The organism is Planococcus dechangensis (genome assembly GCF_042654465.1).
GTDB classification, from domain to species: domain Bacteria; phylum Bacillota; class Bacilli; order Bacillales_A; family Planococcaceae; genus Planococcus; species Planococcus dechangensis.
In genome coordinates this window covers 1,100,140-1,123,853 of sequence record NZ_JBHSGL010000005.1, presented here as the reverse complement: position 1 = coordinate 1,123,853, position 23,714 = coordinate 1,100,140, and the positions used below count along the sequence as shown (strand labels likewise).

Below are 23,714 nucleotides of genomic sequence, written 5' to 3'. Positions count from 1 at the left end.
TGTACAGAGAATTTGACGAAGAGGTGAGTCGCAATGGAAAAGCACGACAATACCAAAAGCCATCCGCATGGCGATACTGACGATCACATGGACTCGCATGCACATGATCCGGGCACATTAACCACCTCAGGACACGATGGCCACGATCACGGACCCGGCGGCCACGAAGACATGGTACAAGATTTCAAAAAACGATTTTTCATCTCGCTGGTGTTGACCATTCCGATTTTGGCGCTGTCGCCGATGATCCAACACTTTCTCGGCGTCGACTGGCGTTTTGACAACGATCTATATATCCTGTTCGCACTATCGACCGTGGTCTTTTTCTACGGCGGCTGGCCGTTTCTTATAGGGGGTATCCAGGAGCTGAAAGACAAAACACCGGGCATGATGACATTGATCGCACTGGCGATTTCCATCGCCTACGGCTATAGCACCGTCGTCGTGTTCGGCTGGAACGGCAATCAGCTGTACTGGGAACTGGCGACTTTGGTGGTCATCATGCTGCTCGGGCATTGGATCGAAATGCGCTCGATCATGGGGGCTTCGAACGCGCTCGAGCAATTGGTCAAATTGATGCCGAACGAAGCCCACCGGATTGGCGACAACAATGAAATCCATGACGTGCCGCTGTCGGACATCCGCCACAAAGACTGGGTATTGGTCAAGCCAGGCGAAAAAATCCCTGTGGATGGCATCATTGTCGATGGCAGGTCGGCAGTCGATGAATCCATGTTGACCGGTGAGTCGATACCAGTGGAGAAAGAAGACGGGGACAAGGTCATTGGCGGGTCGGTCAATACACAAGGCTCGCTCGTCGTGGAAGTCGAGAAAACTGGGGAAGCTTCGTATTTGTTTCAAGTGATCACCATGGTCAAAGAAGCGCAGGAATCGAAATCCAAAACGTAGGATTTGACCAACCGCGCAGCGAAATGACTGTTTTACTTGGCTCTCGTCGCCGGATTCGCGACTTTAATTGCGTGGCTTGCACTCGGCTATTCATTCGATATCGCTATCGAGCGCATGGTGACGGTCATGGTCATCACCTGTCCGCACGCGCTTGGGCTCGCCGCGCCGCTCGTTGTCGCGGTATCGACTTCGATTTCAGCAAAACAAGGCTTGCTGATCCGCAACCGCGCTAACTTTGAAGGTGCACGCCATCTTGATGCGGTCGTTTTCGACAAGACCGGGACGTTGACGAAAGGTGAATTCGGTGTCACCAACATCATCGCAAGCGAAGGCTTTACAGAAGATGAAGTATTGCAATTGGCCGCAGCGGTCGAACAAAATTCCGAGCACCCGATTGCAACAGGCATCGTCCAATCCGCCCAACAGCAAAACTTACCGATCGACAGCGTCACGGATTTCCAATCGATTACCGGCAAAGGCATTGAAGGGCGCGTAAACGGCCGGAAAATCAATGCCGTCAGTCCAGGCTTCGTCAAAGCTACAAACTTGCCGTATGATAAAGAGCTGTTCAATGAACTGTCCGCTCATGGCAAAACCGTTATTTTCGTGTTGGTCGATGATAAACTCGCCGGCATGATCGCACTTGCCGACATGGTGCGCGATACGGCGAAACAAGCAGTCGCGGCATTAAAGGCAAAAGGGATCCAGTCGATCATGTTGACAGGGGACAACCAAAAAGTCGCCAATTGGGTCGCCGAACAGCTCGGCATCGATGAAGTATACGCAGAAGTGCTGCCGGATGACAAAGCGAACCAAATCAGGAAAATCAAAGACAAAGGGTGGCGTGTTGCCATGACCGGAGACGGCGTCAACGATGCACCGGCACTCGCAACCGCTGACCTCGGCATCGCGATCGGCGCCGGCACCGATGTGGCGATGGAAACGGCAGACGTCATTCTCATCAAGAGCAATCCCAATGATGTCGTGTCGCTCATCGATTTATCGAAGAAAACCTATCGTAAATTGGTCCAAAACCTATGGTGGGCGACGGGCTATAATATTTTCGCTATCCCGCTCGCTGCTGGTGTTTTGGCACCGTGGGGCATCATCGTCAGTCCGGCGATCGGCGCGGTATTCATGAGCCTGAGCACCGTCATCGTCGCCATTAATGCCAAACTGCTGAAAGCATAAATCAGTTATTATAGAAGACAGGCATAACAAAAGCGTCAACTCCATAACGGGTTGGCGCTTTTTTTTGCATAAAGCAATGAATAATCGTATGAAATATCTCGAAAACAGGATATAGTTAACTTATTGAAGTTAGTGTGCACCGATGGTTGACGCTTAACAAGAAAGAGAGGATCCCGAGTGAACAGTTTGCCCCAAAGACTATTAAGCGTATTAATCGCAGTGCCCATGACGATCGTATTCTTCTTATTTTTGGATGCATTCGGTCCGGTGTTGACAGAACAAACCGGAGCGGTCACTTTTTCCTCGCAATTCTTTGAATCCACCGCGCTGCTCATCTTATTCGCGACCTTGGTCTTCGTCCTGATCGGCATTCCGGTGTCTTACGGCGTCGATTATGTCGCCAAACGCATGCACAGCCGCTCACACGTCCAGTCCTATCTCATCAAACTCTGTTTGTACTTGATGTTTGCGGTCGGCATCATTATGCTGACGTTCGAGCGGGGCAGTGCCCTCGACATCATCCCGATCAGCGGCATCATCGGCCCAGTATTGATCGGCTATCACGCACTGTTTTTGATCCGCAAAGAATACCGCGGAAATAACGCATCACGTTCTTAAAGAACAATCCATTCAATAAGTAAATAAACGAAAAGAGGACAAAGCGTTTTTCGCTTTGTCCTCTTTTTCCGTTCGATGGCATCATCTGGATTTGAGCCATTCAAGCGGTTCTTTCTACCACCGGCTCGGTCACTCCATACTGCGGCTCCTTGTCGTCATCACCACAGCCAAACAGCACGAATACGGCTGCTGCGAGCACTAGAATTAGCTTGCTGGCTTTCATCAGAACCCCTCCTCGTGAGTTTATGTATAGTAAAAAATGGTGAGAGAGGGGGCATCAGCCAACCAAATTCAGCAAGCTGAGAATGAAATGACTATATGATAATTTATTGACTCAATTATAACATATTTGACTAACAAAAAACTGCCATTTTCTACTGATTATTTTGGCTAACTAAGTTACACTGATAATAACCATATTTTTCAATATTATCTAATAATTATTAAAAATGTATGAAACTCTTTGCGGCTCGCAACGAAACGATCCGTCATTTCATTTGGAGAGAGGAGCCAAATTCATGAAGAAACTGGCATTGCTAGGGGTATTGCTACTTGTGCTGAGCGGTTGCGTCGAAGGAGACCGCTATCAATTTAAAGGAAGCGGCGACAATTGGGACGTGAATTATGTCGTCGACATCTCGCAGCAAAACAGCGAAGAAGCGACCGGCACGATTCGGTACACCGGAGAAGGCCCAGCGCCTGAAACGATCATCTATACCATTTCCTCCAATTCGAGCGAAGTGAGCGGAAATGTCATGACCACTGACGGCACCGTCAACATCGGCAGAAGTGCATGCGACGGCTGTTCAGTTGTCCAAAGAGGCGACGACATCCAAGTGGAAATCAAATGGGACGGGCAAGTCGAGACATTTGAATTGTCGACAAACAACTAAAAGAGAGAACTGCCTAAGTGGCAATTCTCTCATGTAACCTTGTCATTTCAAAAGTTTACGCCATCTCCCTGACCGCGAAATAATTGTCTTCCGGGTCCGCAAAATTAAAGGTCCGGCCGGTCGGCATTTCGACGATCTCGCCGACGGTTACGCCTTGCTCAATCAATTCGTGATGAAGCGGCTCAAAATTATCCGTATAAAACAATAGCGACGGGGTGTCCAAATTCAAGCCCGTATCCAGTTTGGCGATGAAATCTTTGTCGTGGAGCACAATACTCGTTTCAGCATCTTTGTGCGGCGCGATTTCAATCCAGCGCATGCCGTCCTGTTGTTCATCCGCCATGACCGTAAAGCCTAATTTCTCGGTCCAAAATTCAAGTACGGCGTCTTGGTCGTGCACATACACCATCACTTGGCCGACTTTCGAAATCATCTGTCATCATCTCCCATTCCGAAGATATAATTTCCGTGACCAGGTCCTTGTTTGCCGCCTGTTTATAAGTTCGGGATTGCCCGTGACTGGATGGCAGTCCAAATAAACACCCAGCGCATTCACAGGATGTTAGAACGGCACTTGCTTTTCCCAACACTTTTCAAGAAAATCCTTCGTCTTATGCGTGGAACACATGGCGAGCGGCTCCTGCAATTCCCGGACGCTTTCAATCATAAGGTGCCCGAGACCTTCGTTGCGGAAAGAAGGGCTGATCGCCGCATGATGGACAGTGAAGGTTTGCTCGTTTAGCTTAATGCCGATCAAGCCAATGCAATCCTCATCCCGTTTCCATAGATAAAGCTGCCAATCCGGATCTTCCTCATAGGTTTTGATCGTCTGCTGCAGCTGCTTGAAATCCCGTTCGCTCGGCATAAACGACAACAAGCCCATGGCGATCTTGCGGTAACTGTTCTTGTATTTTATCAACATCTCCTAGCCTCCCGGTTGTTAAGCTGGTTGATACGACCCTAACATCCACAATGAAAGAGGGCTGAACGTTTTATCTCTACCTTGCTGCAGTCGTTTTTACACATGAAAATAACGCCACAAGAATCTTTGATTCTTATGGCGTTATCATCAGCACTATCGTCTGCAATACACTACCATAACACTATTTATAGCTACAGAATACCTAAAAACAAAGCCAATGTAAAGTAGGTAGGTCGTAATTTTCTAAACTTTCTGTATATAAAAGTAGATCTTATTCAATTCAACATAAAGGAGACCTCACCCATGACTAGAAAACCGAAACTAGCGCTTTACTTTATCCTTGGAATGGTGACCTATTTTATTATTTCCTTTTTCATTCGATAAAAGTGAAAAACATCCAGTCATCATCACCTAAGGGAGGTGCAGTCAAATGGGCTCAAGCAGGGTCATGTGGGAAAACCGGGACACATTCGGCTGTGAGCTGTTGAAGCTGTCAATGGCGGAACAAGCGATCCATATCAACAGCACAGTCATGACAATCGGCGAAAGCGGTCCTATCGAAATGCACTATCAGCTGGAGTTGGACCTCAAGTGGAAAATAAAACACGTCCATATGCAAAGCGAAGGCACAGCATTACATCTGATTTCGACAAGGCAAAGCGAATGGATAGATGAAAACGGCAAGCGGATGGACGCTTTGACAGGAGCGATCGACATCGATATTTCCGCCACGCCGTTCACCAACTCCTTGCCGATCAACCGCTATGATTGGAAGTTAGGTCAGGCACGAGACTTCGAGATGGTCTACATACAAGTGCCATTGATGGCCGTGCGAAAAGTCCGGCAAACCTACATATTGCTAGACGGCAAAGAAACCCGCACATTCCAATACCGGTCGGGCGACTTTCAGTCCGTGATCACGGTGGATGAATACGGACTGGTGACCAACTATCCGGGTCTGTTCACAAGACGATATTAGCTTGTACAGAAGAGAACTAGCGAAACCCCTCAGCGGCATAAACTGAGGGGTTTTATTTTGCTTCGATCGATATCGCAATCGTTTTTCTAATGAAGAGTTTCTTCATATAGTATAGGTCTCACTGATAACCGGGCCGAGCAGCGCCATCTTCAGTTAAAAAAATCCAAAAAAAGAGCACCCGAGATTTCGGATACTCCCTGAATCATAAGTTTGGTTTTAGAAACGCTTGAAGCTGTGGAATTTCTTGCCCCAGTATGGGTCGTTCAAGCTTTTCACTTCAGCACGTGCGCCGCCAGAGTGAACGAACTGGTTGTTCCCGATGAAGATCCCAACGTGTGAAATTCCTGGACGGTACGTGTTCGCGAAGAAGACCAAGTCTCCTGGGCGCGGGTTAGAAACAGTTGTAGACTGTGCAAACTGAGAAAGCGTTGTGCGTGAAACGTTTTTACCAGCTTGTTTGAACGCGTACTGGATGAATCCAGAGCAGTCAAAGCCTGCAGGAGTTGTGCCGCCGAAACGGTATGGAACGCCTTTAAGTGCAAGTGCTTTTGAAACAACAGCTGAAGAAGAAACGCTTGATGATGATGTTGATGCGGATGCCTGGACAACGCCAGAGCCAGATGATTTCACTAATAGTGAAGAGTGTACCCAACCGTGTGTACCGGAAGTACGGACTTTGTGCCAAGTGCCGCTGCCGATTCTAGCTGTATTTGTTACAGTTGCTGATGCGCCTTTAGGAGCGACTTTGATGACGCTATGGCTTGTGCCAGCATCTCTGCGTACGTTTGTTGCATATTTGAAAGAGTAAGCGCTGCTAGATACCTGAACAATAGCAGGTTCTGAAGCTTCCTGGGCTACTTGCGTCTGTGGCTGTGCTTGCACGGCGTTCTGGGCGTCAGTAGCTGAGTTGGCAAATACGAGTGATCCTGCGGCGAATAAAGTGAAGAAAACTTTTTTCATTGTGTTAGTACCTCCGATTGGTTTTTTGAAAAATTTATGTTATCCAGATATAAAGAATAATGTTATTTTGCTCTGCCACTTACTATATAGACTGCTACTATCAAAAACAATGTCTATCCAATTTCAATTAGGTTACAGGAATATTACAAATGAATAACGATTCATGAAACCAGTCATAGCAAGGGTTTAAAAGGTGGATATAATTTACATCTTATGTTTATTTCTTTTAAAAACGGGAATTAGCCTGCATTTTCTTCTAGTAGAGTCGTCTAATTATTACAAAGTGAACATCCATTCACTAAAATATAAAACCTTTTATTTCCAAATCGGGTCAAAGAGTACTTTAACGGCGCATTTTACACTGAAATTATCATATAATTATTAGATAAATCAAAAATTATACCGATAAAACTTTGTTACACAACTGTAACAATCCATTCATTGCATGAAAGACACGGGTTTAGGGTATATGGACTACTACATATGCAAGATCTTAGGGAATGGCTAGTTTTCAAGTACAGTATTTGGTTGTACATGGCTGCCTTTGCCCCAATTTCACTAACAACAGACTCTTCCTATAACAAATAAATCATTTAACAATGACCCACCCCAGGCAAGTCCAAGCACCATCCACCCGATCTCAATGAGTTCTTTCTTATAGAAGAAAGTCTGTTTACCCGCATTTTCGACAATCTGAGAAAGCTGCATGTACCAGATCCCAACAGCTATGGAGATTTCCTCAAAGTAAACAAACACCGCGACTCCGTGCAAAGCGCTGGGAGCAAACTAACACGCATCATTACCACAAATCCGAATCAACAATGAAATCACATGTACACATCCGCCTAACAATGAACCATCCAATCGCAGGCGCGCCCAAGGGCCAGGCGAAGCAATGAGACGGACGGTTTCCTCGGCTCATTGCCAGAGCCATGCCCAAAGCGCCAAGCGGAATCCACCAAATATGAATCGCTTCATATAGAAGAAACGACACCAGACGCAAAGCTAACTAGCCTCGATAAACGGCGACACCGCGACTCAGCGCAAAGCGCTGGGAGCATTCTCACATGCAACATTCCAATACAAGCTATCCAACAACGAAATCACATGTACACATCCGCCTAACGATGAACCATCCAAGCGCCGGCGCGTCCAAGGGCTAGGCGGAGCAATGCCCAAAGCGCCAAGCGATATCCACCAAACACAAACCATTTCCAATACGGAATCATCTTCAAACTCACCTCAACGATTTTCATTTATATAGAAAGAAGGCGTTCAACATGAAGAAAATCCTGTCGATCGACGGTGGAGGCATAAGAGGAATCTTGCCCGCTATGATGCTCTGTGAATTGGAACGGCGTACCGGCAAACCCGTCGCCGAACAATTCGACATCTTTGTCGGCACATCCACAGGCGCCATTCTCGCGCTCGGTTTGCTTGTTCCCAATGGCAAAAAGCCGCGCTACTCGGCCAACGACATCCTCAAGCTCTACGAAAAAGAAGCTGAAAGCATGTTCCGCAAATCATTCCTTCACCGCGCATTCGGGCTTGCCGGACGGTTCCTCCATACGCAATACAACCACCGCGAATTCGAACACGTATTAAACATCTATTTCGAACAACTCAAACTGTCCGACTTACTTAAGCCGGCCGTCATCCCAAGCTACGACATCCACGGACGCCGTGCGCATTTCTTCAAAAGCACATTTTCCAAGCTCGACGAACGGCCGCCCGACAGTGAAATCCGCCACATCATCCGTGCCGCTACCGCTGCGCCGAGCTATTTTGCGCCGGCAACCATCCCGGATTACCCGAAAGCCGCATTCATCGACGGCGGCGTCTTCGCCAATGATCCGGGCATGTGCGCCTATACAGAAGGGCTTGATATGTACAGCGAAAGCGATGACTTCCTGCTCGTCTCGCTCGGCACCGGACAAGCGCAGCGTGAAATTGATGTCACGGGGCTGCAAGCGTGGTTTCATTACGGCTGGGCACGTTCGATCCTAAAAGTCATGATGGACGGCAGTTCTGATTCAGTCGACCACCAGCTGAGGCATGTACTCGCTAGCGACGGAGAACTTCAACGTTACTACCGCTTCCAGGAAATGCTGCCGGCGAACGACTCTGGCATCGAACAGCTCGACAACGTGACGGCAGAAAACTTGGCCCGTCTCAGACAACTTGGTGCCAAAATGATTGACCAACAAAGCACTGAACTCGACCAGCTATGCCGTCTGTTATAAATTGTTAACAAGATGTAATGGGATTGTCGTGGTAACACATGCAAGCCTCGGGTAAGATAAGCGAGGAATCATCATAATAGAAGAGAGGTCAACCCAATGGCACGAAGATACGGCTATATGGACTGGATGCGCGTCGTCGCAATTATTACGGTCGTCGGCGTCCACGTCGTTTCGAAAATCATCAACTCTACGACTACAGCCGATTGGGAATGGCATTACGCTAACGCGATCGATAGCGCACTACGCTGGTGCGTGCCGATCTTTTTCATGCTGAGCGGCGCGCTTTTGCTGACGCGCGACAGCAACGAACGGATCGGCGAATTCCTCAGAAAGCGCCTCGGCAAAGTCCTTTTGCCGCTGCTGTTCTGGAGTGCGGTGTACTTAACTTACAATATCTATCAACTCGGTGAGGAATACACGATCGGTCAAATGGCCGGCTTGTTCTTATCCGACGGCATTTATTATCATCTTTGGTTTTTATACGTTATCACGGGCCTTTACTTGATGGCGCCTTTTTTGCGGCTGCTCGTCAAGCATATGGACAAGACGATGTTCCATTACTTTTTCGCCTTTTGGTTTTTGTTCTCGGCCGCAGCGCCGATCTTCACGCGGGCGACCGGTTATGAGTTCGCCTTTGCCGGGCAAATGTTTGCGCCGTATATCGGCTATTTCCTGCTCGGTGCCTATTTGGTCATGTTCCCATTGCCAAAGCGTTGGCTGCCGACACTCGGCATACTCGCCGCTATTGGCTATGCGGTGACGCTATGGGGGACGGTCATAGCGAATACCGGGCGGGAAGCGGGCGATTTTGACGCCTTCTACTACGAGCATTATTACCCGCACGCGATCTTCATTTCGCTTTTTGTCTTCGTGGCGTTCCAGCAGCTCGGCACGAAGCTTAAGTCGACACCGCTTGTCACGCGCATCAGTACCGCGACATTCGGCATCTACATTATCCACCCGCTAATCCAGACCTATTTGAATCGCTTATTTGATTTCAATGAAACGACCATCAACGTATGGATCGGCGTACCGCTGTCATGGATCGTCATTTTTATCCTGTCGTATGCAGTCATCCGGGTCATGCAGAAGACACCATTTGTACGACGTCTTGTCCCGTAGGTGAGAGATAAGCTACGGCATCGATCAATTATTTACAGAAACGAAAGAAAAATATAAACCCGGCCTTTCAGCGTCTGGGTCAATGTGAAATTAAAGAAGAAAAAAATGAATTATCTGGAAATATAGACCCAACTCAGATTTAAACTATGGTAAAATGGGTTTATATGGAATACTCGATGGGTTTTTGGGAAATAGGAGGGGTAGCATCAAAAAATCGATTTGGCTTGTAATTGTTGTAATGATGGCGGTACTGCTTTCGGCGTGTTCGAACAACCAAGTGATCAGTGTAGGAGTGCCGTTCGCAGATGGTTCGACAGAAGGGATTCATTATAAGAAAGAATTGACGGACGCCTCGTCCATCAACCGGCTGCGTGTCATCTTGCATAACGAACAGCAAGTGGATTCGCTCGATAGCTTGACGATGGAACCCCAAGCATTTTTCAAGCTCGACGACCCCGATGACAACGAGTCGGAAGTGCGCCGCTATGTCTGGTACAACGAAAGCGGCCATGCGTTTCTTTCCAACGAACGAGGCGTCATGTCTTTGAAAGACAATCAAGAATTTTTCAGGCTGACAACAAAACAGACAGATGATTTGAAAAGCATTTTGCATTAACTCCGTTTGATCGTAGCTATAAAGTCGAAAAGCCCTGCCGTGTGCAGGGTTTTTTTATGTGGAATTTAACTGAGAGGCTTGAGTTGCGAATCTCCCTTAGGTTGGGCTCCGTTTTTTTTGGGGGTCATCAAACAAGTTCCCTAATACCCTTCTAAGGAAGCGATTCCCCATCCGGCGGACGAAAGCTAAAGAAGTAGATGCCACTCCACATACGACACTCAATGAAATCTAACAGCTGCCCAGCGCATACGGGTGAAGCGAAGCAGTGAGACAAGTGCTTTTCTTGGCTCACTGCGAAAGCTCAACCCCAAGCAGGGCAGCGACTTTTCAGATGATGTTAAAATACCAAGCCTCCCATTTCCACATATTAAACCTTATTCGCTGCCTCGCATCTATTTAAGAAACCAATTACCGTCCATCTCACCTAAACTAATCACATCCTCACGCCCCAAAGGTGACTTTTCAACCGCCTGTAAATTGTGTAAACTCTCATTGTTTATATAGATCATTACAATAGTTTCAATTTTTTGTAAACGCATTCTCTTTCGGGTGCCGAAGCAGTATAATAGGTATGCTTCACCAAATAGAACAAAGAGGAGATGGACAGATGAGCAAGAAACTATCCATGACGCTTGCAGCTTCCGTGCTGGCGCTCAGCAGTTTGACAGCAGGCGCACCGGCACTTGCCGCAGCGGACCAGAACCCGAATGCAAAGGGTAATGGCAAAGGTCAAAGCATTCCGGAAAAAATCTACGACTGGAAAAACAGCGGCAAAAAAGGCAAGCTCAAGCAAGTGGAACTGCAGATCTTAGGTACCTCGGATTTACATACAAACTTCGTCAATTACGATTATTACCAGGACAAAGTGACCAACTCTCAATCACTCGCCAAAACTGGCGTCTTGATTGAAGAAGCGCGCGAAGACAACCCGAACTCGTTATTGTTCGATAACGGCGATTTGATCCAAGGCACGCCGTTCGGCAGCTATAAAGTCCACGTTGACCCGCTTGAAGACAACGAGTTGCACCCGGCATTCGCGGCACTCGAGTCGCTCGACTTCGACGCCACGACGCTTGGCAACCACGAATTCAACTTCGGTCTCGAATACTTGGATAACGCATTAGAAGAAGCCCCATTCCCGGTACTCAACGCCAACGTCTATGACGCCGAAACGGGCGACAACCGCTATACGCCGTATACGATCATCGACAAGCAAGTCGTTGACCGTAGAGGCAAAGAGCACACGATTCAAGTCGGCGTGATCGGTGTCGTGGCACCAGGCATCATGAAATGGGACCGCGCGCATCTCGAAGGCGAAGTCGTCGCTGAAGATGCGTTTGAGACAGTCGAGAAATTCCTGCCAGAAGTCGAACAAGCAGGAGCGGATGTCGTCGTCGTTCTGGCTCACTCCGGAATGGGTGATGAAGTGCACACAGTCGGTGAAGACGACATCACGTATCAGCTGACACAACTAGATGGCGTCGATGCCATCATCACAGGCCATAACCATGACGTATTCCCAGGGGCGTTCAGCGACTTGCCGAACGTCGATCAGGAACAAGGCACAATCAATGGCACACCGGTCGTCATGCCGGGTAAATTCGGCAGCCATCTAGGCGTCATTGATTTGACTTTGGAACCGAAAGGCAAAAACTGGCGCATCGTCGACGAAGGAGCAGAAGTGCGTGAAATCGACTCCAGTAATGACGTCGTCGCTCAGCAAGTGATGGACGCAGTAAAAGAAGCCCATGAAGGCACAGTGGAATACATCCGCAGCCCAGTGGGCGAAACGACGGCACCGATCACCAGCTATTTCTCGCTCGTTCAAGATGATCCATCCGTGCAGATCGTCAACAATGCGCAGCTTTGGTACGCGGAGCAGCAATTTGCAGGAACGGAATATGCGGACTTGCCATTATTGTCCGCAGCCGCACCATTTAAAGCAGGCGGCCGCAACGGCGGCGATTACTACACGAATATCCAAACCGGCGAAATCGCCATTAAGAATGTCGCCGATCTGTATGTCTTTGATAACACCGTCTTTGTCTTGAAGATGACGGGTGCTGACGTGAAAGAGTGGCTCGAGATGTCAGCCGGCCAGTTCAAACAAATCGACCCGAATGCAACAGCTGAACAGTCATTTATCAATGAAGAATTTCGGACATATAACTTCGACATCATTGACGGCTTGACGTACGACATCGATATTACAGAAGCAGCGAAATACAATGGTTCCGGCAATGTCGTCAATGCCGATGCCGAGCGCATCGAGAACTTGCAGTATGAAGGCGCAGCGATTGACCCGAATCAGGAGTTCCTAGTCGTCACGAACAATTACCGGGCGAGCGGCAACTTCCCAGGCGTTCGCAATGCGAGCGAATCGATCGACTTTGCCTACGAGAACCGCCAAGCGATCCAAGACTATATTTTGGAACTCGGCACAATCGACCCGTCCGCTGACGGCAATTGGCAGTTCGCCGCAGTAGAAGGCAATCCGAACCTGGTGTTTGAAACATCGAACGCCGCACGCAGCCTCGCTGAACGCGAGCCGGCCATCCAATACATCGAAGTCACGCAAAACGGCTTCGCGAAATACGGTTACACGATCCAATAACATGCAAAAAGCAGGCCCGAGAATTTCTCGGGCCTGCTTTTCTATGTACATAAAACTCACTTAAATAATTTGTTCAAGCCTTTATTGGTGATCCTTCCTGCACCGCGGCGCAAAATGCGTTGGCCGATTCTACCTGTACGCACTGCTTGGATATCACCGAGAACTCTCGCGATGGTGTATAAAATGCTGCGAACTTTATTGATGCTTGGCATATTGACGTCCCCCTATCGAGTGAAAGCTCTTCAATTAGATAATTATGGTTACCCTTTTTCTCATGGAATTAAAGGATTCTATGGATGAGTACAAATTATCAAATAGTATGAATGTTGATTTTCTTGAACCGCCTCAAAATTAGCAAAAAGAAAGCCGGAGTGAAAATGCCGGCTTAAATTGTTATTATCTTTCGCAAGCAAAGTTATCGTTGTCTCGATCCATTTTTGATTGGTATGCGGGGTGAGTGCTTGGTACGCCGTTTGGATAAACTTTTGTGAGTTCAGTGCAATTTTGAAAGTGTTCAGTTGGAGCGGATTGAGCGGCAACTTTTTCTTGTGCAGCCTTATCGGCAGCAGCTTTCTCGGCAATCGCTTTCTCTTGAGCGGCATTTTCAGCTGCAATTTTCTCTTGAGCAGCCTTCTCAGCGGCCGCTTTTTCGTTAGCAAGTTTTTCAGCAGCGGCTTTTTCTTCGGCAACTCTTTCGGCTTCAGCTTTCTCTTGTGCCTTTTTCTCAGCAGCAACCTTCTCTGCTTCTGCTTTCTTAATAGCAGCTGCTTCGGCTTTTTCTTTTTCTTCAGCCTCTTTTTCAGCAGCTATGCGTGCCTCTTCTTTTTCTTCGGTTGCCTTTTGCTTTTCAGCTTCTTCAGTGGCTTGTCGTTCTTCTTCGGCAAGAGCTTCTTGTTGTTCTTGGAGTTTAGCTTCCTCGTCAGCTTCTTCTGTGCTAGCAGCTTCGGCTTGGGCTGGACTTGCTACCTCTGATTCTTCACTCGAACTAAAAGGCAATGACAGAGCGAACAAGGCGATAGCTGAACCTAAAAAAATGGCAGCACGCTTTGTTTTGGCGGGGTTTTTATACTTGAAAAATACAAATGTCAGCCAAAGGATGAGGAGTGGAATACACAAAATACTAAGAATTAATAGGGAGCTGAAGATCACTTCCGAAAAGCTGTTCCCAGTCATGCTCGAAACTCCTAAGGCCGTAAACACAAGAAAAAGCGCAAATGAACCCCCGAAGTACTTTAAGTTTTTAACCGTCTTGCCATGGTCCTTAAATTTGAAATAGCTGTATATAAGATTTATAAAAAGAATGAATGTTACAGCGGCAAACGCCAACATTAACAGTACAGAAATGATTTGTAGAAACAACATCCTACTTTCCCTCCTAGTGTAAAATACTTTAATTTTCTTTGCTTTATCAATAGTATCAAAAATTTTACAAATAAGGTTGAAACTATAAAACTAAAATTAGTTAAATTAAGAAGTTTAGTATTTGGAGACAATTCGCTATTATTTTCAGGATTCTAAAAACTTCGTATGTATTGTCAACAAAACAAAGAATAAAGCACTAAAAGTTCTACTTATTTTAAATTTGGTTCTGCAGGATCCACTTTAATTCTCGCCTATTACAGGCTTCACTTTCAGCCTCCGATAAGCTGCAAAGCCGAAGAACAAATAAACGACAAGAGCTATTGTGCCAAGTGACAGCGACAAGCCGAACAAAATGTATAACTGATAAGTAACACTGAACAAAGCGACTACGCCAAAGAAGTTAGCAGTGCGCTTGTTTTTGCGGTACAAGTTGATGAAAATGATAGCGGTCAATGCGCCCATGATGAGCGGCATGACCGCTAGCATGATGAACATGATGATTGGAATATCGATACGCTTCACGGCTCCTTTCTGATTCTTTACGATAACATACTCATTTCCGGCTTCCTTCTATAAGAAAAGACACCTCGTCCTTCCTATCTAGATTCCACTACAAAATTAAAATGGAATAACATTCAAAAGCAAAAATTAAAGATTTATCAAGGTTTCTTACTAGAATGTCCATAAAAATGGATAATATCTTACAATAGTTATAACTAAAGTCATATTTATTTTTAATAATTTGTTCCATATTACCTAAAAATTATGTATACTAAAACCATTATTTTAAATATAAGTTTTAACTTGTTTTTAACTTCATGCCGCTACACTACAGAAAATGGCAGAAGAGGTGGGGCAGTATGAGAACAGTTACAGGGTTCGAGACGGCAGGCAGAAAGGAGCGTTCGGACATGACAACGATCTTAGTAACGGGAGGCCATGGTTTTTTGGGCTCGCATTATATCCATGAACTTTTGAACAAGTATCCAGCGTATCGAGTGGTATCGATTGATGTGCAAGCAGAACCGGTCCCGGAACTGATCCGGCCGCTCTATGCTTGCGATCGCTATGCGTTTCATCAGGTGGACATCCGCAATAACGATGCGGTCGAAGCGATTTTCAGCCATTACGCCATTAGCCAGGTCGTGCATTTTGCGGCGAAAACGCATGTTGGGGAATCAATGGAAAATCCAGGGGTTTTTGCAGAGACCAATGTGCTCGGCACGTTTCACGTGTTGGAAGCGGCGCGCAAGCAATGGATGAACGGACCATTCGAAACAAAGCCTCAATACGCGGGCTCACGCTTTTTACATATTTCCACAGACCAAGTATATGGGCCGCGAGATGAAGGCTGGGCCGATGAAAACACCAAGCGTAGTCCTATCAATCCGTATGCATCGAGTAAAGCGAGTTCCGAATTGATGGTGAAAAACTTCCATGAAAGCTATGGCATGGATGCGCTCGTACTGCAAGCGTCCAATGTCTACGGACCTCACCAGCAAGCGGATAAACTGATTCCGATTGTTTTGCGAAAAGCGCTGTCTGGCGGCATCATTCCGGTTTACGGAAACGGACAAGACGTCCACGACTGGCTGTTTGTAGAGGATTTCTGGCGCGCAGTGGATACAGTATTCCATTTAGGTGACGCGGGCCATACATACTTGGCAGGAGGCGAGCAGTCACTGAAGACGCTCGACATCGTCGTCTCGATCTGTACAGCATTAGACCTTCATTTCCCGGGTAATACTAGTTTTAATGAGCAAATCCGCTTTGTCGAACCAGCAAATGGAACTAAAGTGCCGCATCGGTTTGCAGTATCTACGGAAAAATTAAAGCGCGAACTGGATTTTGAAGTGCAAACCGCTTTCGAAAAAGGGCTCGCCCAGACGATTGATTGGACACTTTCCAAAAATCGACTATGGGAAGTCGTGTAAAGAATACAAATGACAAGTGCCACGAGGTGTCCTATGATTCCATTTGAGCAATTTGACGAAACTTCAAAACCAATACCACAAGGGCGCATCCGCAAAATCGCCCTTGTGCACAAGCATATGAAAGCGGGCGGCATCGAAGCGCTGATTGTGCGCATGGCGCGCTGGCTGGCAACGAATGGCTATAGCGTGACCATCTATTTGTACAGCAACGGCGGGCCGATGCTGCGCCACCTGCAGCAAATCGACGGCCTCAAGGTCATCGTCCGCGATAACGGAAAAGAACCGCCGGTCGATTTATCGGTTTTGAACCAACTCATGCGAGCGGAGAAATACGATTTGGTTTATTCATTCAGTCCGTCGGGATTATTGCTGTCATATGCCATCCCGGCGCATGTACGCTTGTCCGGTGTCTATCAGCCGGAGACCTATAAACTCGAGCGCAATCGAAAAATGGTCCGCGCCATCCGAGCGTTCGACAAAAACTTTCATCACAAGCTGGTGTTCATGAACCCGACCGTCAGGCGCTACACGGCGCGCGCATTGTCTGCCGAGATGCCGGAGCAGTTCATGCCGCCGCCGATCGAACAAGGCCCTGAAGACTTGCAGCTTGGCAGCCCGCATTCCCGACGCATTGTATCGGTCGGTGCCATCCAGCAGTTTTCAATGCATTACGCGCAAGTGATCGAATTGATGGAAGAATTGGTCCAAATCGACCCGGCATTTACCTATCATATTTTCGGTGAAGGCCCAGACGAAGCGCGGCTATTGAAAAGCATCAACGAATCCGAAGCAAAAGATCATATCTTTATTCACCCAATGCCGAGGAGCGGCGTAATCAAAGATGTATTGGCCGATAGCTTCTGTTTTATCGGCTCCGGTGCCATTATGATTCAAGCGTGCGGCGGCGGTATTCCGGGAATCACCTCCCGAACGAACGATGCCGATGCATTATCGGAAGGCTATTTCTATCAATTGCCTCCGCATGAAATCGGTGAATCGTTTTGGGAATCGGCAGAGACGTATGAAATCGGCGAATTGGTGAAAAACTTGCTTGTTTCAGAGAACGTCTACCGGAAAGCGGCAGAGCGCTGCAAGCAAAAGGCGCGTAAGTTCGAAATCGACCGAGTGATGTGGGACTTTTTGCAGTTGGCGGAAAGTAAACTGAACAACGGTGCATTCACTAAATAACTGAATAATTGAATATTTTATTTTAGATTCGCTTCGGACCAGGGTATACAGGAAGAAAAAGATAATATTACAAATTGCTTGTATCATTTGGTCTAGATTTTGAAAAAGAAATGCTGTACACTGAGCTTAACAAGAAACGGGAAGGGACTTGAGTCATTCCTGAATCGAGCAGAAAGCAGGTGGAGCAGAATGGATTGTGCTGACTACCAACGCCGCTTAGAAAACGAACACGGGGCGCCGATCGAACAGATTATCCGCAAAGTATACATCGACGAAGATCAGGGACCCGCTACTGGTGCTCAAGCACTCGGCATTCCGAGGCAAGTGTTCATGCACTTTGTCCACGAGTGCGATTTAAAGAAAGAAAAACTCCAACGCCTATAGTTATACGAAGCCGCCGATACTAGTTTCGGTGGCTTTTTCATGTCGTAATCTTAGTGAACGACACATAAAGTGAAAGGTAAAGGCGATTACACCAGGGTCCAAAGTCCTTTTATAGGAGATATTTAACTTTTTAAATTCAAACTGGGTAAAAATACTCAATAATGAATAGTTAAATGTACTTAAATAAGATATAATGGACGTATTCTTATATAAGCGAACGATAGGTACGGAATTTGCAGAAGGAGTGTCCGGGGACATGACAGACTAAGAGCTAGTATAGAAGCAATTAGAGAAAGAGCATAAGCAAGCAATCGAGAGCATTATGTATGATGTGTATGTTCAGAAGGATCTGGGACCGTCAGTAGGAGCGAAAAAGCTAGGAATTCCGCGCCGTGCGTTTGTCCATTTTGTGCAGCAGTTGGGATTGCAGGTGGATAAGTTCGAACTCATTAAAAAAAAGTGCTGAATACCGATGAATTGATGGCCGCCCTTTGAGGGTGGCTATTTTTTGCTTCAAAATAAGATTAAGTAGTTAGTAGAAACGGATGCAGTGGAGATTTCGCTGCAGCAGCTGCTTTCCGTGGGGCGGGAATCGAGCCTCCTCGTCGCCAAATTCAGGCTCTTGCGGGGTCTCTCAAACCCGCTATACCCACAGGAGTCAGCAGCTTCCGCTACATCTCTTAGTTTTTGTAGTGTTGAAAGGTGGTTGAGATGTCGCTGCAGGTGGACGCTTTGGGCCTGTAGGATGCAGGTCATGCAGCTGACGCGACAGGACGTCGCGCTTTCAGCTGCCAGAGGGGGCCGGCTTCAGCCGCTTCGTCGCTGTCGCTCCTGCAGGGTCTTCAGCTCGTCCTGATCCCTCCGGAGTCGCGGCTTTTCACTGCATCTCTATTTTTATAGTGGATATTAATAATGAAGATACATTTCGTTGTAAAATACTAAAGAATATCAGGTGTTATAGGTAACATTTCTCCAGTGTAGCAAGTGACTTAATCAAATGACTCGACCAAATAAGTGTAGATATAGTCATATGAAAACAATAGAGAGATCCCATCTCACTATCCCACGCCAATAAAATAACTAAGCAGTTCCGCGCCAAGGGTGAAGTGAAGCAGTGAGTGAGAAATTACATTCAAGCATTCTATGAAAAACCTTGCTCCCACATCTGCTACGTAAATGCGTCGCAAATGAATCGGCTCAACTTCCTTTCGCCAATTCATTGGCTCACTGCGAAAGCTCAACCCCAAAGGGCGGCTGTGACTCTACTAACGCCTAGCTTATGAAAGAAGAGCTCGCTAAACTAACTAAATCTGCAAATAGCAAATCAGTAATATATAATGCCCCTGAGCGCAATAAGCTAAAAAAACAGCTGCACCAGCCTGGTAAAGGCATTGGTGCAGCTGTTTTTGTTATTCCTGTGCTTCTTCTAGCTCTAAATGTTCTTTCAATGTAGCAGTGATTTCAGCAAGTTCAGCGTCGTTCATCATGTAATACCAGATGCCGTTGATTGTTTCGCCGGTGCCGTCTTCAACGATCATTTGCTCAACGTTAGTGACGGCGCTTTGATAATTGCGCTGAACATCCACCATTTCATCGAATGTCATATTCGTGCGGACATTTTGGCCGAGTGCGTCAAAGATGTCTTTGTAGTTCCATAGGCTGTTAATGGACGCCCCTTTTCTCATAACGCCCTGGATCACTTGCTTTTGGCGGTCTTGGCGACCAAAGTCACCACGCGGGTCTTGCTTGCGCATTTGGACGTAATCGAGAGCTTGTTCGCCGTTCAATTCGATTTCGCCTTCTGGGAAGTTGTCGAACGCGAGTGTGTTATTGACGGTAACGCCGTCCACTGCATCGACGATGTCTTCGAAGCCTTCCATATTCACTTGAACGACGTAATCAATTGGAATATCAAGCAAGTTTTCGGTGGTATCCATCGACATTTCGATGCCGCCAAATGCGTATGCGTGGTTGATTTTGTCCATTGTGCCGCGGCCGATAATTTCGGTATACGTATCACGCGGGATGGAAACCATTTTTGAAGAGTCAAGCTCCGGGTTGACGGTCATAACGACCATCGTGTCCGAACGCCCACGATCGTCTTCACGCTCATCAACACCTAGCAGCAATACAGAGAATGGATCCTGTTCTTCGAAATTCACAATGTCCGTTCTTTCAACGGAAGGCGTTTCGCGTTCGACAGGTTCATGCATCGTGTCGATAGCTTTCGTGAAATCCGAGTAAACGCTATAAGCATAGATGCCGCCTACAACGAGTAAAAGCAAAAATCCAATTAATAAATACTTGGGCCATTTTCTCTTTTTTTTCATAATAATCCCCCATTAGTTCGCGATAAAGTATTCGATCAGTTCGGATGCCCAAGCTTCTGCGCCCTTGCTATTTGGGACGGCGTCTTCGGTTAAATGTTCCAAAAGAGCCTGATCGTCCGTAGCGGGCCATGCTTCCCAGTGATTGATGTATGGATAGCCATATAGTGTTGCGAATTGGCCGAGTGCTTGCACTTGTGCCAAATAATAGCCGGCGCCGAAAATCGGCTGTGGCGGATGTAAGATGACGATGGCATCGGTGTTCGTTTCTTGAAGGCGGGCAGTAAAGTCGCGGACATCTTCGCGTTCGTCTTCGATCGAGATGCGGTCGTTGTTCATCAGTGTCATCGGCTCTAGAAGAACCAAATCGTAATCGGTTTCTAAGTCGACGGATTTGAGAGCGTCGGATGTGCCGGTGACTGTTTCAATCGTGACATCGACAAGTTCACCATAAGCTTCTTCAAGTTCAGTTTTCAAACGGTCTGCATATCCGGGCTCCCCGGACTCGAGTGCAGCAGATCCGGCAATGAGCATTTGGACAGCTTGACCATCAGAATTTTTTTGAAGGAATAATTGCTGGACTTGTTCGTCCATATTGGCAAGTTGTTCACGATTGTTCACAAATTCGTCAACGTTTGATTCGGTTTGGGTGGTTTCAGTTTCTGTTTCTGTGGTTTCGGGTTTGGCGCTTGCTTCGGCAGCTTGTTGCAGTTTGTCCTGCCAGGATAAGTAAGAAAATACAAGGATTCCAACACAAGTAAGGGCGGCGATAATGCCTCCTAATTTATACAAGTTCATACTTTACTCCTTTCAAAAAAAGCCATTTATATAAATTAAAGATAGCACAAATCCTTCCTTGTTCCTATATAACTTTTTAAAATTGGAAGTCCAAATGGTATATTCCTGTGATATACTTTCTTATGTTGTTTAAATCTGTCATTTATTAATATGAAATAAAAGGAGCCTTTTACTGCATGGAAGAAACTATCAGCTTACAGGACTTATTCAAGACCTTGAAAAAGAACCTTGGGATTATCGCATTAACGACGATTCTGGCCATTACAATTGCAGGAGCGGTATCGTTCATGTTCCTTACGCCAATCTATGAGAACTCAACGCAGATTTTGGTCAACCAAGAACAAACCGAAACAAATCAGATGGTAAACCAAAACATTCAGGCCGACTTACAGCTTATCAACACGTACTCGGTCATCATTAAAAGCCCGGCAATCCTCGACCAAGTTATTGAACAATTAAACTTGGAGATCAACTCTGAGCAATTAAACCAAAAAATTACGGTCAATACAGCCGAAAACTCACAAGTTGTTAACGTCACTGTACGTGATGAAGACCCAGCGCAAGCAGTCGCCATCGCTAACACGACGGCTGAAGTATTTGAAAGCGAGATTCAAGAATTGATGAACGTCAATAACGTGTCGATTTTGTCTCCTGCAGTATTGAAAGAAAACCCAAGTCCTGTAGAGCCAAACCCGATCCTGAATATGGCGATCGCTGCTGTCGTCGGTTTGATGCTAGGTGTCGGTATCGCATTCTTGCGTGAATACCTCGATACATCGATGAAAACAGAGCAAGACATTGAGGATATTCTTGGAGTGCCATTGCTCGGTGTCATCTCGCCAATTAAAGAAGAAGCGAAGCTAGAAGCCACAACAAGCAATAGAAGAAAGGCGGCGGAATTGAATGGGTAAGAAAAAACAGAACTTACAAGCAACAGCAAGGAAAGTCATTACGCATACGACACCCCGCTCGGTTGTGTCTGAGCAATTCCGTACCTTGCGTACAAACGTCAACTTTGCATCTCCTGATGTTGATTTGCGTTCGATAGTTGTGACTTCTGCTGCACCAGGTGAAGGCAAGTCGACAACATCAGCCAACCTTGCGACCGTTTTTGCACAAGAAGGCAAGAAGGTCTTATTGGTAGACGGTGATATGCGCAAACCGACGACTCATTACACATTCCATATGCCGAATACAATCGGACTATCCAACGTACTAACACGCCAAGCGTCTGTCGAAGATGCGATTCGTCCAACGACGATCGAGCGTCTTGATTTGATGACGTGTGGACCAATTCCGCCGAACCCGGCAGAACTTTTGGCATCCAATGCAATGACAATGCTCATCTCGGATTTGAAGCAGCGCTATGATGTCGTTATCTTCGACGCGCCGCCAGTATTATCTGTAACGGATGGACAAGTATTGGCGAATAAATGCGACGGTGCGATTTTAGTCGTTAGTTCTGGCAGCACCGAAAAAGAAATGGCATCAAAAGCGAAAGAAGCAATCGAAGCGTCTAATAGCAAATTGATCGGCGCAGTATTGAATAATTTCGAATTGCCGAAAGACAGCTATTATTACCAATACTACGGCAATGCCGCTGAGTAAAAGGGCGCTATGCCCTTTTGCTTTTTCTTTTAAATGGAACATCCAATATTTACAATAAACAGATTTTTGACTAAATATATTTGGCAATAGACGGACGTAAGATCCGATACATAAAGAGAACTCTAAAGAGATAATGTCATGGGACCTGAGAAGCGATTGCTGAAGCAACAGGAGGGAACGAACATGATCGATACGCACGCACACATTTTGCCTGGTCTAGATGATGGGGCAGAAACAATGGAACACACCAAGCGTTTACTGGATATGGCAGTAGATGAACAATTGACAGGAATCATCGCAACACCGCACGGTCATCATCCGAATTTCCGGACGGACGTGGCGGCTCTTCGTATGCAGTTAAAAACGGTTAAGGACTATGTAAAGGAAGCAAAACTTCCTTTAGAGATTTACAGCGGACAAGAATGCCGTTTATCGGATAAACTTCCTGAACGTCTTGCTAATGGTGAAGCCTTAACTTTAGCTGAATCACGCTATGTGTTATTGGAACTGCCTTCTTCAGGAATTCCAGCATATTCGGTGCCAGTCATCCAGCAAATGATCACCAACGGCTATATCCCGATCATCGCACATGCAGAACGTAACCAAGGCATTATCCAAAAACCAGAACGTTTGAAAAAACTATTGATACACGGAGCGATGGCGCAAGTGACGGCTGGGTCAGTCGCCGGCAGCTTCGGCAAAAGTATCCAAAAGACGGCGCTACAGCTAATTGATGCCAATATGATTCATGTATATGGGTCAGATGTGCATAATGTAGACGTACGACCATTTCATTTTAATGCAGGTCTTGATGTGCTAGAAAAGAAGAAACGCCATCAGATAATAGATATTTTACTGGAAAATAACGACCGTATTATCTTGGACCAGGACTTATACGTTCTTGAGCCCCAAGACATAGATAAAAGTAAATGGTGGAATATCTTTGCATAAATACTAATGATTTAGTATGAATTTTACATTTATAGCCTATCTTTACTGGTAACTACATGTTAGTATTAGCAACAGATTTCCAGCACTTGTGAAAA

Annotated in this window: 22 protein-coding genes and 1 pseudogene; 14 read left to right on the top strand and 9 right to left on the bottom strand. The window is 46.4% G+C overall.

Translation table 11 applies throughout. The features are described 5' to 3' along the window. Positions 1-87 precede the first annotated feature (87 nt). Together ACFO5U_RS08745 and ACFO5U_RS08740 are read left to right on the top strand one after the other, a co-directional pair. Positions 88-2,100: pseudogene (locus ACFO5U_RS08745) on the top strand (copper-translocating P-type ATPase). Positions 2,101-2,277: 177 nt separating this feature from the next. Next, positions 2,278-2,718 carry a hypothetical protein gene (locus ACFO5U_RS08740; protein ID WP_377278478.1) on the top strand — a complete coding sequence of 147 codons (441 nt, stop codon included), beginning with the start codon at positions 2,278-2,280 and terminating at the stop codon, positions 2,716-2,718. A gap of 100 nt (positions 2,719-2,818) precedes the next feature. Here ACFO5U_RS08740 and ACFO5U_RS08735 read toward each other — a convergent pair whose 3' ends face one another. Continuing rightward, positions 2,819-2,941, bottom strand: a complete 123-nt coding sequence (locus ACFO5U_RS08735; RefSeq protein ID WP_377278477.1) for a hypothetical protein — start codon at positions 2,939-2,941, stop codon at positions 2,819-2,821. A 295-nt stretch (positions 2,942-3,236) separates the two neighbouring features. On the opposite strand from ACFO5U_RS08735, the gene ACFO5U_RS08730 reads away from it, so the two are divergent. Continuing rightward, positions 3,237-3,611 (top strand): hypothetical protein, encoded by a 375-nt coding sequence (locus ACFO5U_RS08730; protein ID WP_377278475.1) that lies wholly within the window; start codon positions 3,237-3,239, stop codon positions 3,609-3,611. 55 nt (positions 3,612-3,666) lie between these two features. On the opposite strand, the gene ACFO5U_RS08725 is transcribed toward ACFO5U_RS08730, so the two are convergent. Together ACFO5U_RS08725 and ACFO5U_RS08720 are read right to left on the bottom strand one after the other, a co-directional pair. Beyond that, positions 3,667-4,044: a VOC family protein gene (locus ACFO5U_RS08725; protein WP_377278474.1), complete on the bottom strand. Its 378-nt coding sequence runs from the start codon at positions 4,042-4,044 to the stop codon at positions 3,667-3,669. A gap of 129 nt (positions 4,045-4,173) precedes the next feature. Next, the gene (locus ACFO5U_RS08720) at positions 4,174-4,533 is read right to left on the bottom strand and encodes a GNAT family N-acetyltransferase (protein ID WP_377278472.1); all 360 of its coding nucleotides are present in this window, start codon (positions 4,531-4,533) and stop codon (positions 4,174-4,176) included. Positions 4,534-4,963: 430 nt separating this feature from the next. Between ACFO5U_RS08720 and ACFO5U_RS08715 the strand changes: the two genes are divergently transcribed. Further along, positions 4,964-5,512, top strand: coding sequence for a putative glycolipid-binding domain-containing protein (locus tag ACFO5U_RS08715; RefSeq protein ID WP_377278470.1), 549 nt, complete (start codon positions 4,964-4,966; stop codon positions 5,510-5,512). A 216-nt stretch (positions 5,513-5,728) separates the two neighbouring features. Here ACFO5U_RS08715 and ACFO5U_RS08710 read toward each other — a convergent pair whose 3' ends face one another. Further along, complete coding sequence (locus ACFO5U_RS08710; protein WP_377278469.1) at positions 5,729-6,472, bottom strand: C40 family peptidase; 744 nt, start codon at positions 6,470-6,472, stop codon at positions 5,729-5,731. A 1,280-nt stretch (positions 6,473-7,752) separates the two neighbouring features. Between ACFO5U_RS08710 and ACFO5U_RS08705 the strand changes: the two genes are divergently transcribed. The 4 genes from ACFO5U_RS08705 (at position 7,753) to ACFO5U_RS08690 (ending at position 13,067) form a co-directional block, all read left to right on the top strand. Next, positions 7,753-8,715, top strand: a complete 963-nt coding sequence (locus ACFO5U_RS08705; protein WP_377278467.1) for a patatin-like phospholipase family protein — start codon at positions 7,753-7,755, stop codon at positions 8,713-8,715. 96 nt (positions 8,716-8,811) lie between these two features. Beyond that, on the top strand, positions 8,812-9,837 hold the full coding sequence (locus ACFO5U_RS08700; RefSeq protein ID WP_377278465.1) for an acyltransferase: 1,026 nt from the start codon (positions 8,812-8,814) through the stop codon (positions 9,835-9,837). Between the two features lie 238 nt (positions 9,838-10,075). Beyond that, complete coding sequence (locus ACFO5U_RS08695) at positions 10,076-10,453, top strand: hypothetical protein (RefSeq protein WP_377278463.1); 378 nt, start codon at positions 10,076-10,078, stop codon at positions 10,451-10,453. A 607-nt stretch (positions 10,454-11,060) separates the two neighbouring features. Beyond that, complete coding sequence (locus tag ACFO5U_RS08690) at positions 11,061-13,067, top strand: bifunctional 2',3'-cyclic-nucleotide 2'-phosphodiesterase/3'-nucleotidase (protein WP_377278461.1); 2,007 nt, start codon at positions 11,061-11,063, stop codon at positions 13,065-13,067. 56 nt (positions 13,068-13,123) lie between these two features. Here the strand turns inward: ACFO5U_RS08690 and ACFO5U_RS08685 are convergent, their stop codons facing one another. The 3 genes from ACFO5U_RS08685 to ACFO5U_RS08675 all read right to left on the bottom strand — a co-directional run bounded on the left by ACFO5U_RS08685 (position 13,124) and on the right by ACFO5U_RS08675 (position 14,951). Further along, positions 13,124-13,279 carry a hypothetical protein gene (locus tag ACFO5U_RS08685; RefSeq protein ID WP_377278460.1) on the bottom strand — a complete coding sequence of 52 codons (156 nt, stop codon included), beginning with the start codon at positions 13,277-13,279 and terminating at the stop codon, positions 13,124-13,126. 184 nt (positions 13,280-13,463) lie between these two features. Beyond that, positions 13,464-14,429 carry an excalibur calcium-binding domain-containing protein gene (locus tag ACFO5U_RS08680; RefSeq protein ID WP_377278459.1) on the bottom strand — a complete coding sequence of 322 codons (966 nt, stop codon included), beginning with the start codon at positions 14,427-14,429 and terminating at the stop codon, positions 13,464-13,466. 240 nt (positions 14,430-14,669) lie between these two features. Beyond that, a complete protein-coding gene (locus tag ACFO5U_RS08675) occupies positions 14,670-14,951 on the bottom strand; it encodes a hypothetical protein (protein WP_377278457.1) in 282 nt (93 codons plus the stop codon). 338 nt (positions 14,952-15,289) lie between these two features. Between ACFO5U_RS08675 and ACFO5U_RS08670 the strand changes: the two genes are divergently transcribed. The 3 genes from ACFO5U_RS08670 to ACFO5U_RS08660 all read left to right on the top strand — a co-directional run bounded on the left by ACFO5U_RS08670 (position 15,290) and on the right by ACFO5U_RS08660 (position 17,935). Then, positions 15,290-16,363 carry a dTDP-glucose 4,6-dehydratase gene (locus tag ACFO5U_RS08670; protein ID WP_377278455.1) on the top strand — a complete coding sequence of 358 codons (1,074 nt, stop codon included), beginning with the start codon at positions 15,290-15,292 and terminating at the stop codon, positions 16,361-16,363. Between the two features lie 33 nt (positions 16,364-16,396). Continuing rightward, positions 16,397-17,551: a glycosyltransferase gene (locus ACFO5U_RS08665; RefSeq protein ID WP_377278454.1), complete on the top strand. Its 1,155-nt coding sequence runs from the start codon at positions 16,397-16,399 to the stop codon at positions 17,549-17,551. Between the two features lie 189 nt (positions 17,552-17,740). Further along, positions 17,741-17,935, top strand: coding sequence for a hypothetical protein (locus ACFO5U_RS08660; RefSeq protein WP_377278452.1), 195 nt, complete (start codon positions 17,741-17,743; stop codon positions 17,933-17,935). A 1,409-nt stretch (positions 17,936-19,344) separates the two neighbouring features. On the opposite strand, the gene ACFO5U_RS08655 is transcribed toward ACFO5U_RS08660, so the two are convergent. Together ACFO5U_RS08655 and ACFO5U_RS08650 are read right to left on the bottom strand one after the other, a co-directional pair. After that, positions 19,345-20,265: an LCP family glycopolymer transferase gene (locus ACFO5U_RS08655; protein WP_377278450.1), complete on the bottom strand. Its 921-nt coding sequence runs from the start codon at positions 20,263-20,265 to the stop codon at positions 19,345-19,347. 12 nt (positions 20,266-20,277) lie between these two features. After that, positions 20,278-21,060 carry an SGNH/GDSL hydrolase family protein gene (locus ACFO5U_RS08650; protein WP_377278448.1) on the bottom strand — a complete coding sequence of 261 codons (783 nt, stop codon included), beginning with the start codon at positions 21,058-21,060 and terminating at the stop codon, positions 20,278-20,280. Between the two features lie 176 nt (positions 21,061-21,236). Here ACFO5U_RS08650 and ACFO5U_RS08645 point away from each other — a divergent pair, with 176 nt between their 5' ends. The 3 genes from ACFO5U_RS08645 to ACFO5U_RS08635 all read left to right on the top strand — a co-directional run bounded on the left by ACFO5U_RS08645 (position 21,237) and on the right by ACFO5U_RS08635 (position 23,619). Further along, positions 21,237-21,971 carry a YveK family protein gene (locus tag ACFO5U_RS08645; RefSeq protein WP_377278446.1) on the top strand — a complete coding sequence of 245 codons (735 nt, stop codon included), beginning with the start codon at positions 21,237-21,239 and terminating at the stop codon, positions 21,969-21,971. After that, on the top strand, positions 21,964-22,668 hold the full coding sequence (locus tag ACFO5U_RS08640; protein ID WP_377278444.1) for a CpsD/CapB family tyrosine-protein kinase: 705 nt from the start codon (positions 21,964-21,966) through the stop codon (positions 22,666-22,668). Before ACFO5U_RS08645 ends, ACFO5U_RS08640 begins: the two co-directional genes overlap by 8 nt. 138 nt (positions 22,669-22,806) lie before the next feature. Then, a complete protein-coding gene (locus tag ACFO5U_RS08635; RefSeq protein ID WP_377278443.1) occupies positions 22,807-23,619 on the top strand; it encodes a tyrosine-protein phosphatase in 813 nt (270 codons plus the stop codon). The last annotated feature ends 95 nt before the right edge of the window (positions 23,620-23,714 follow it).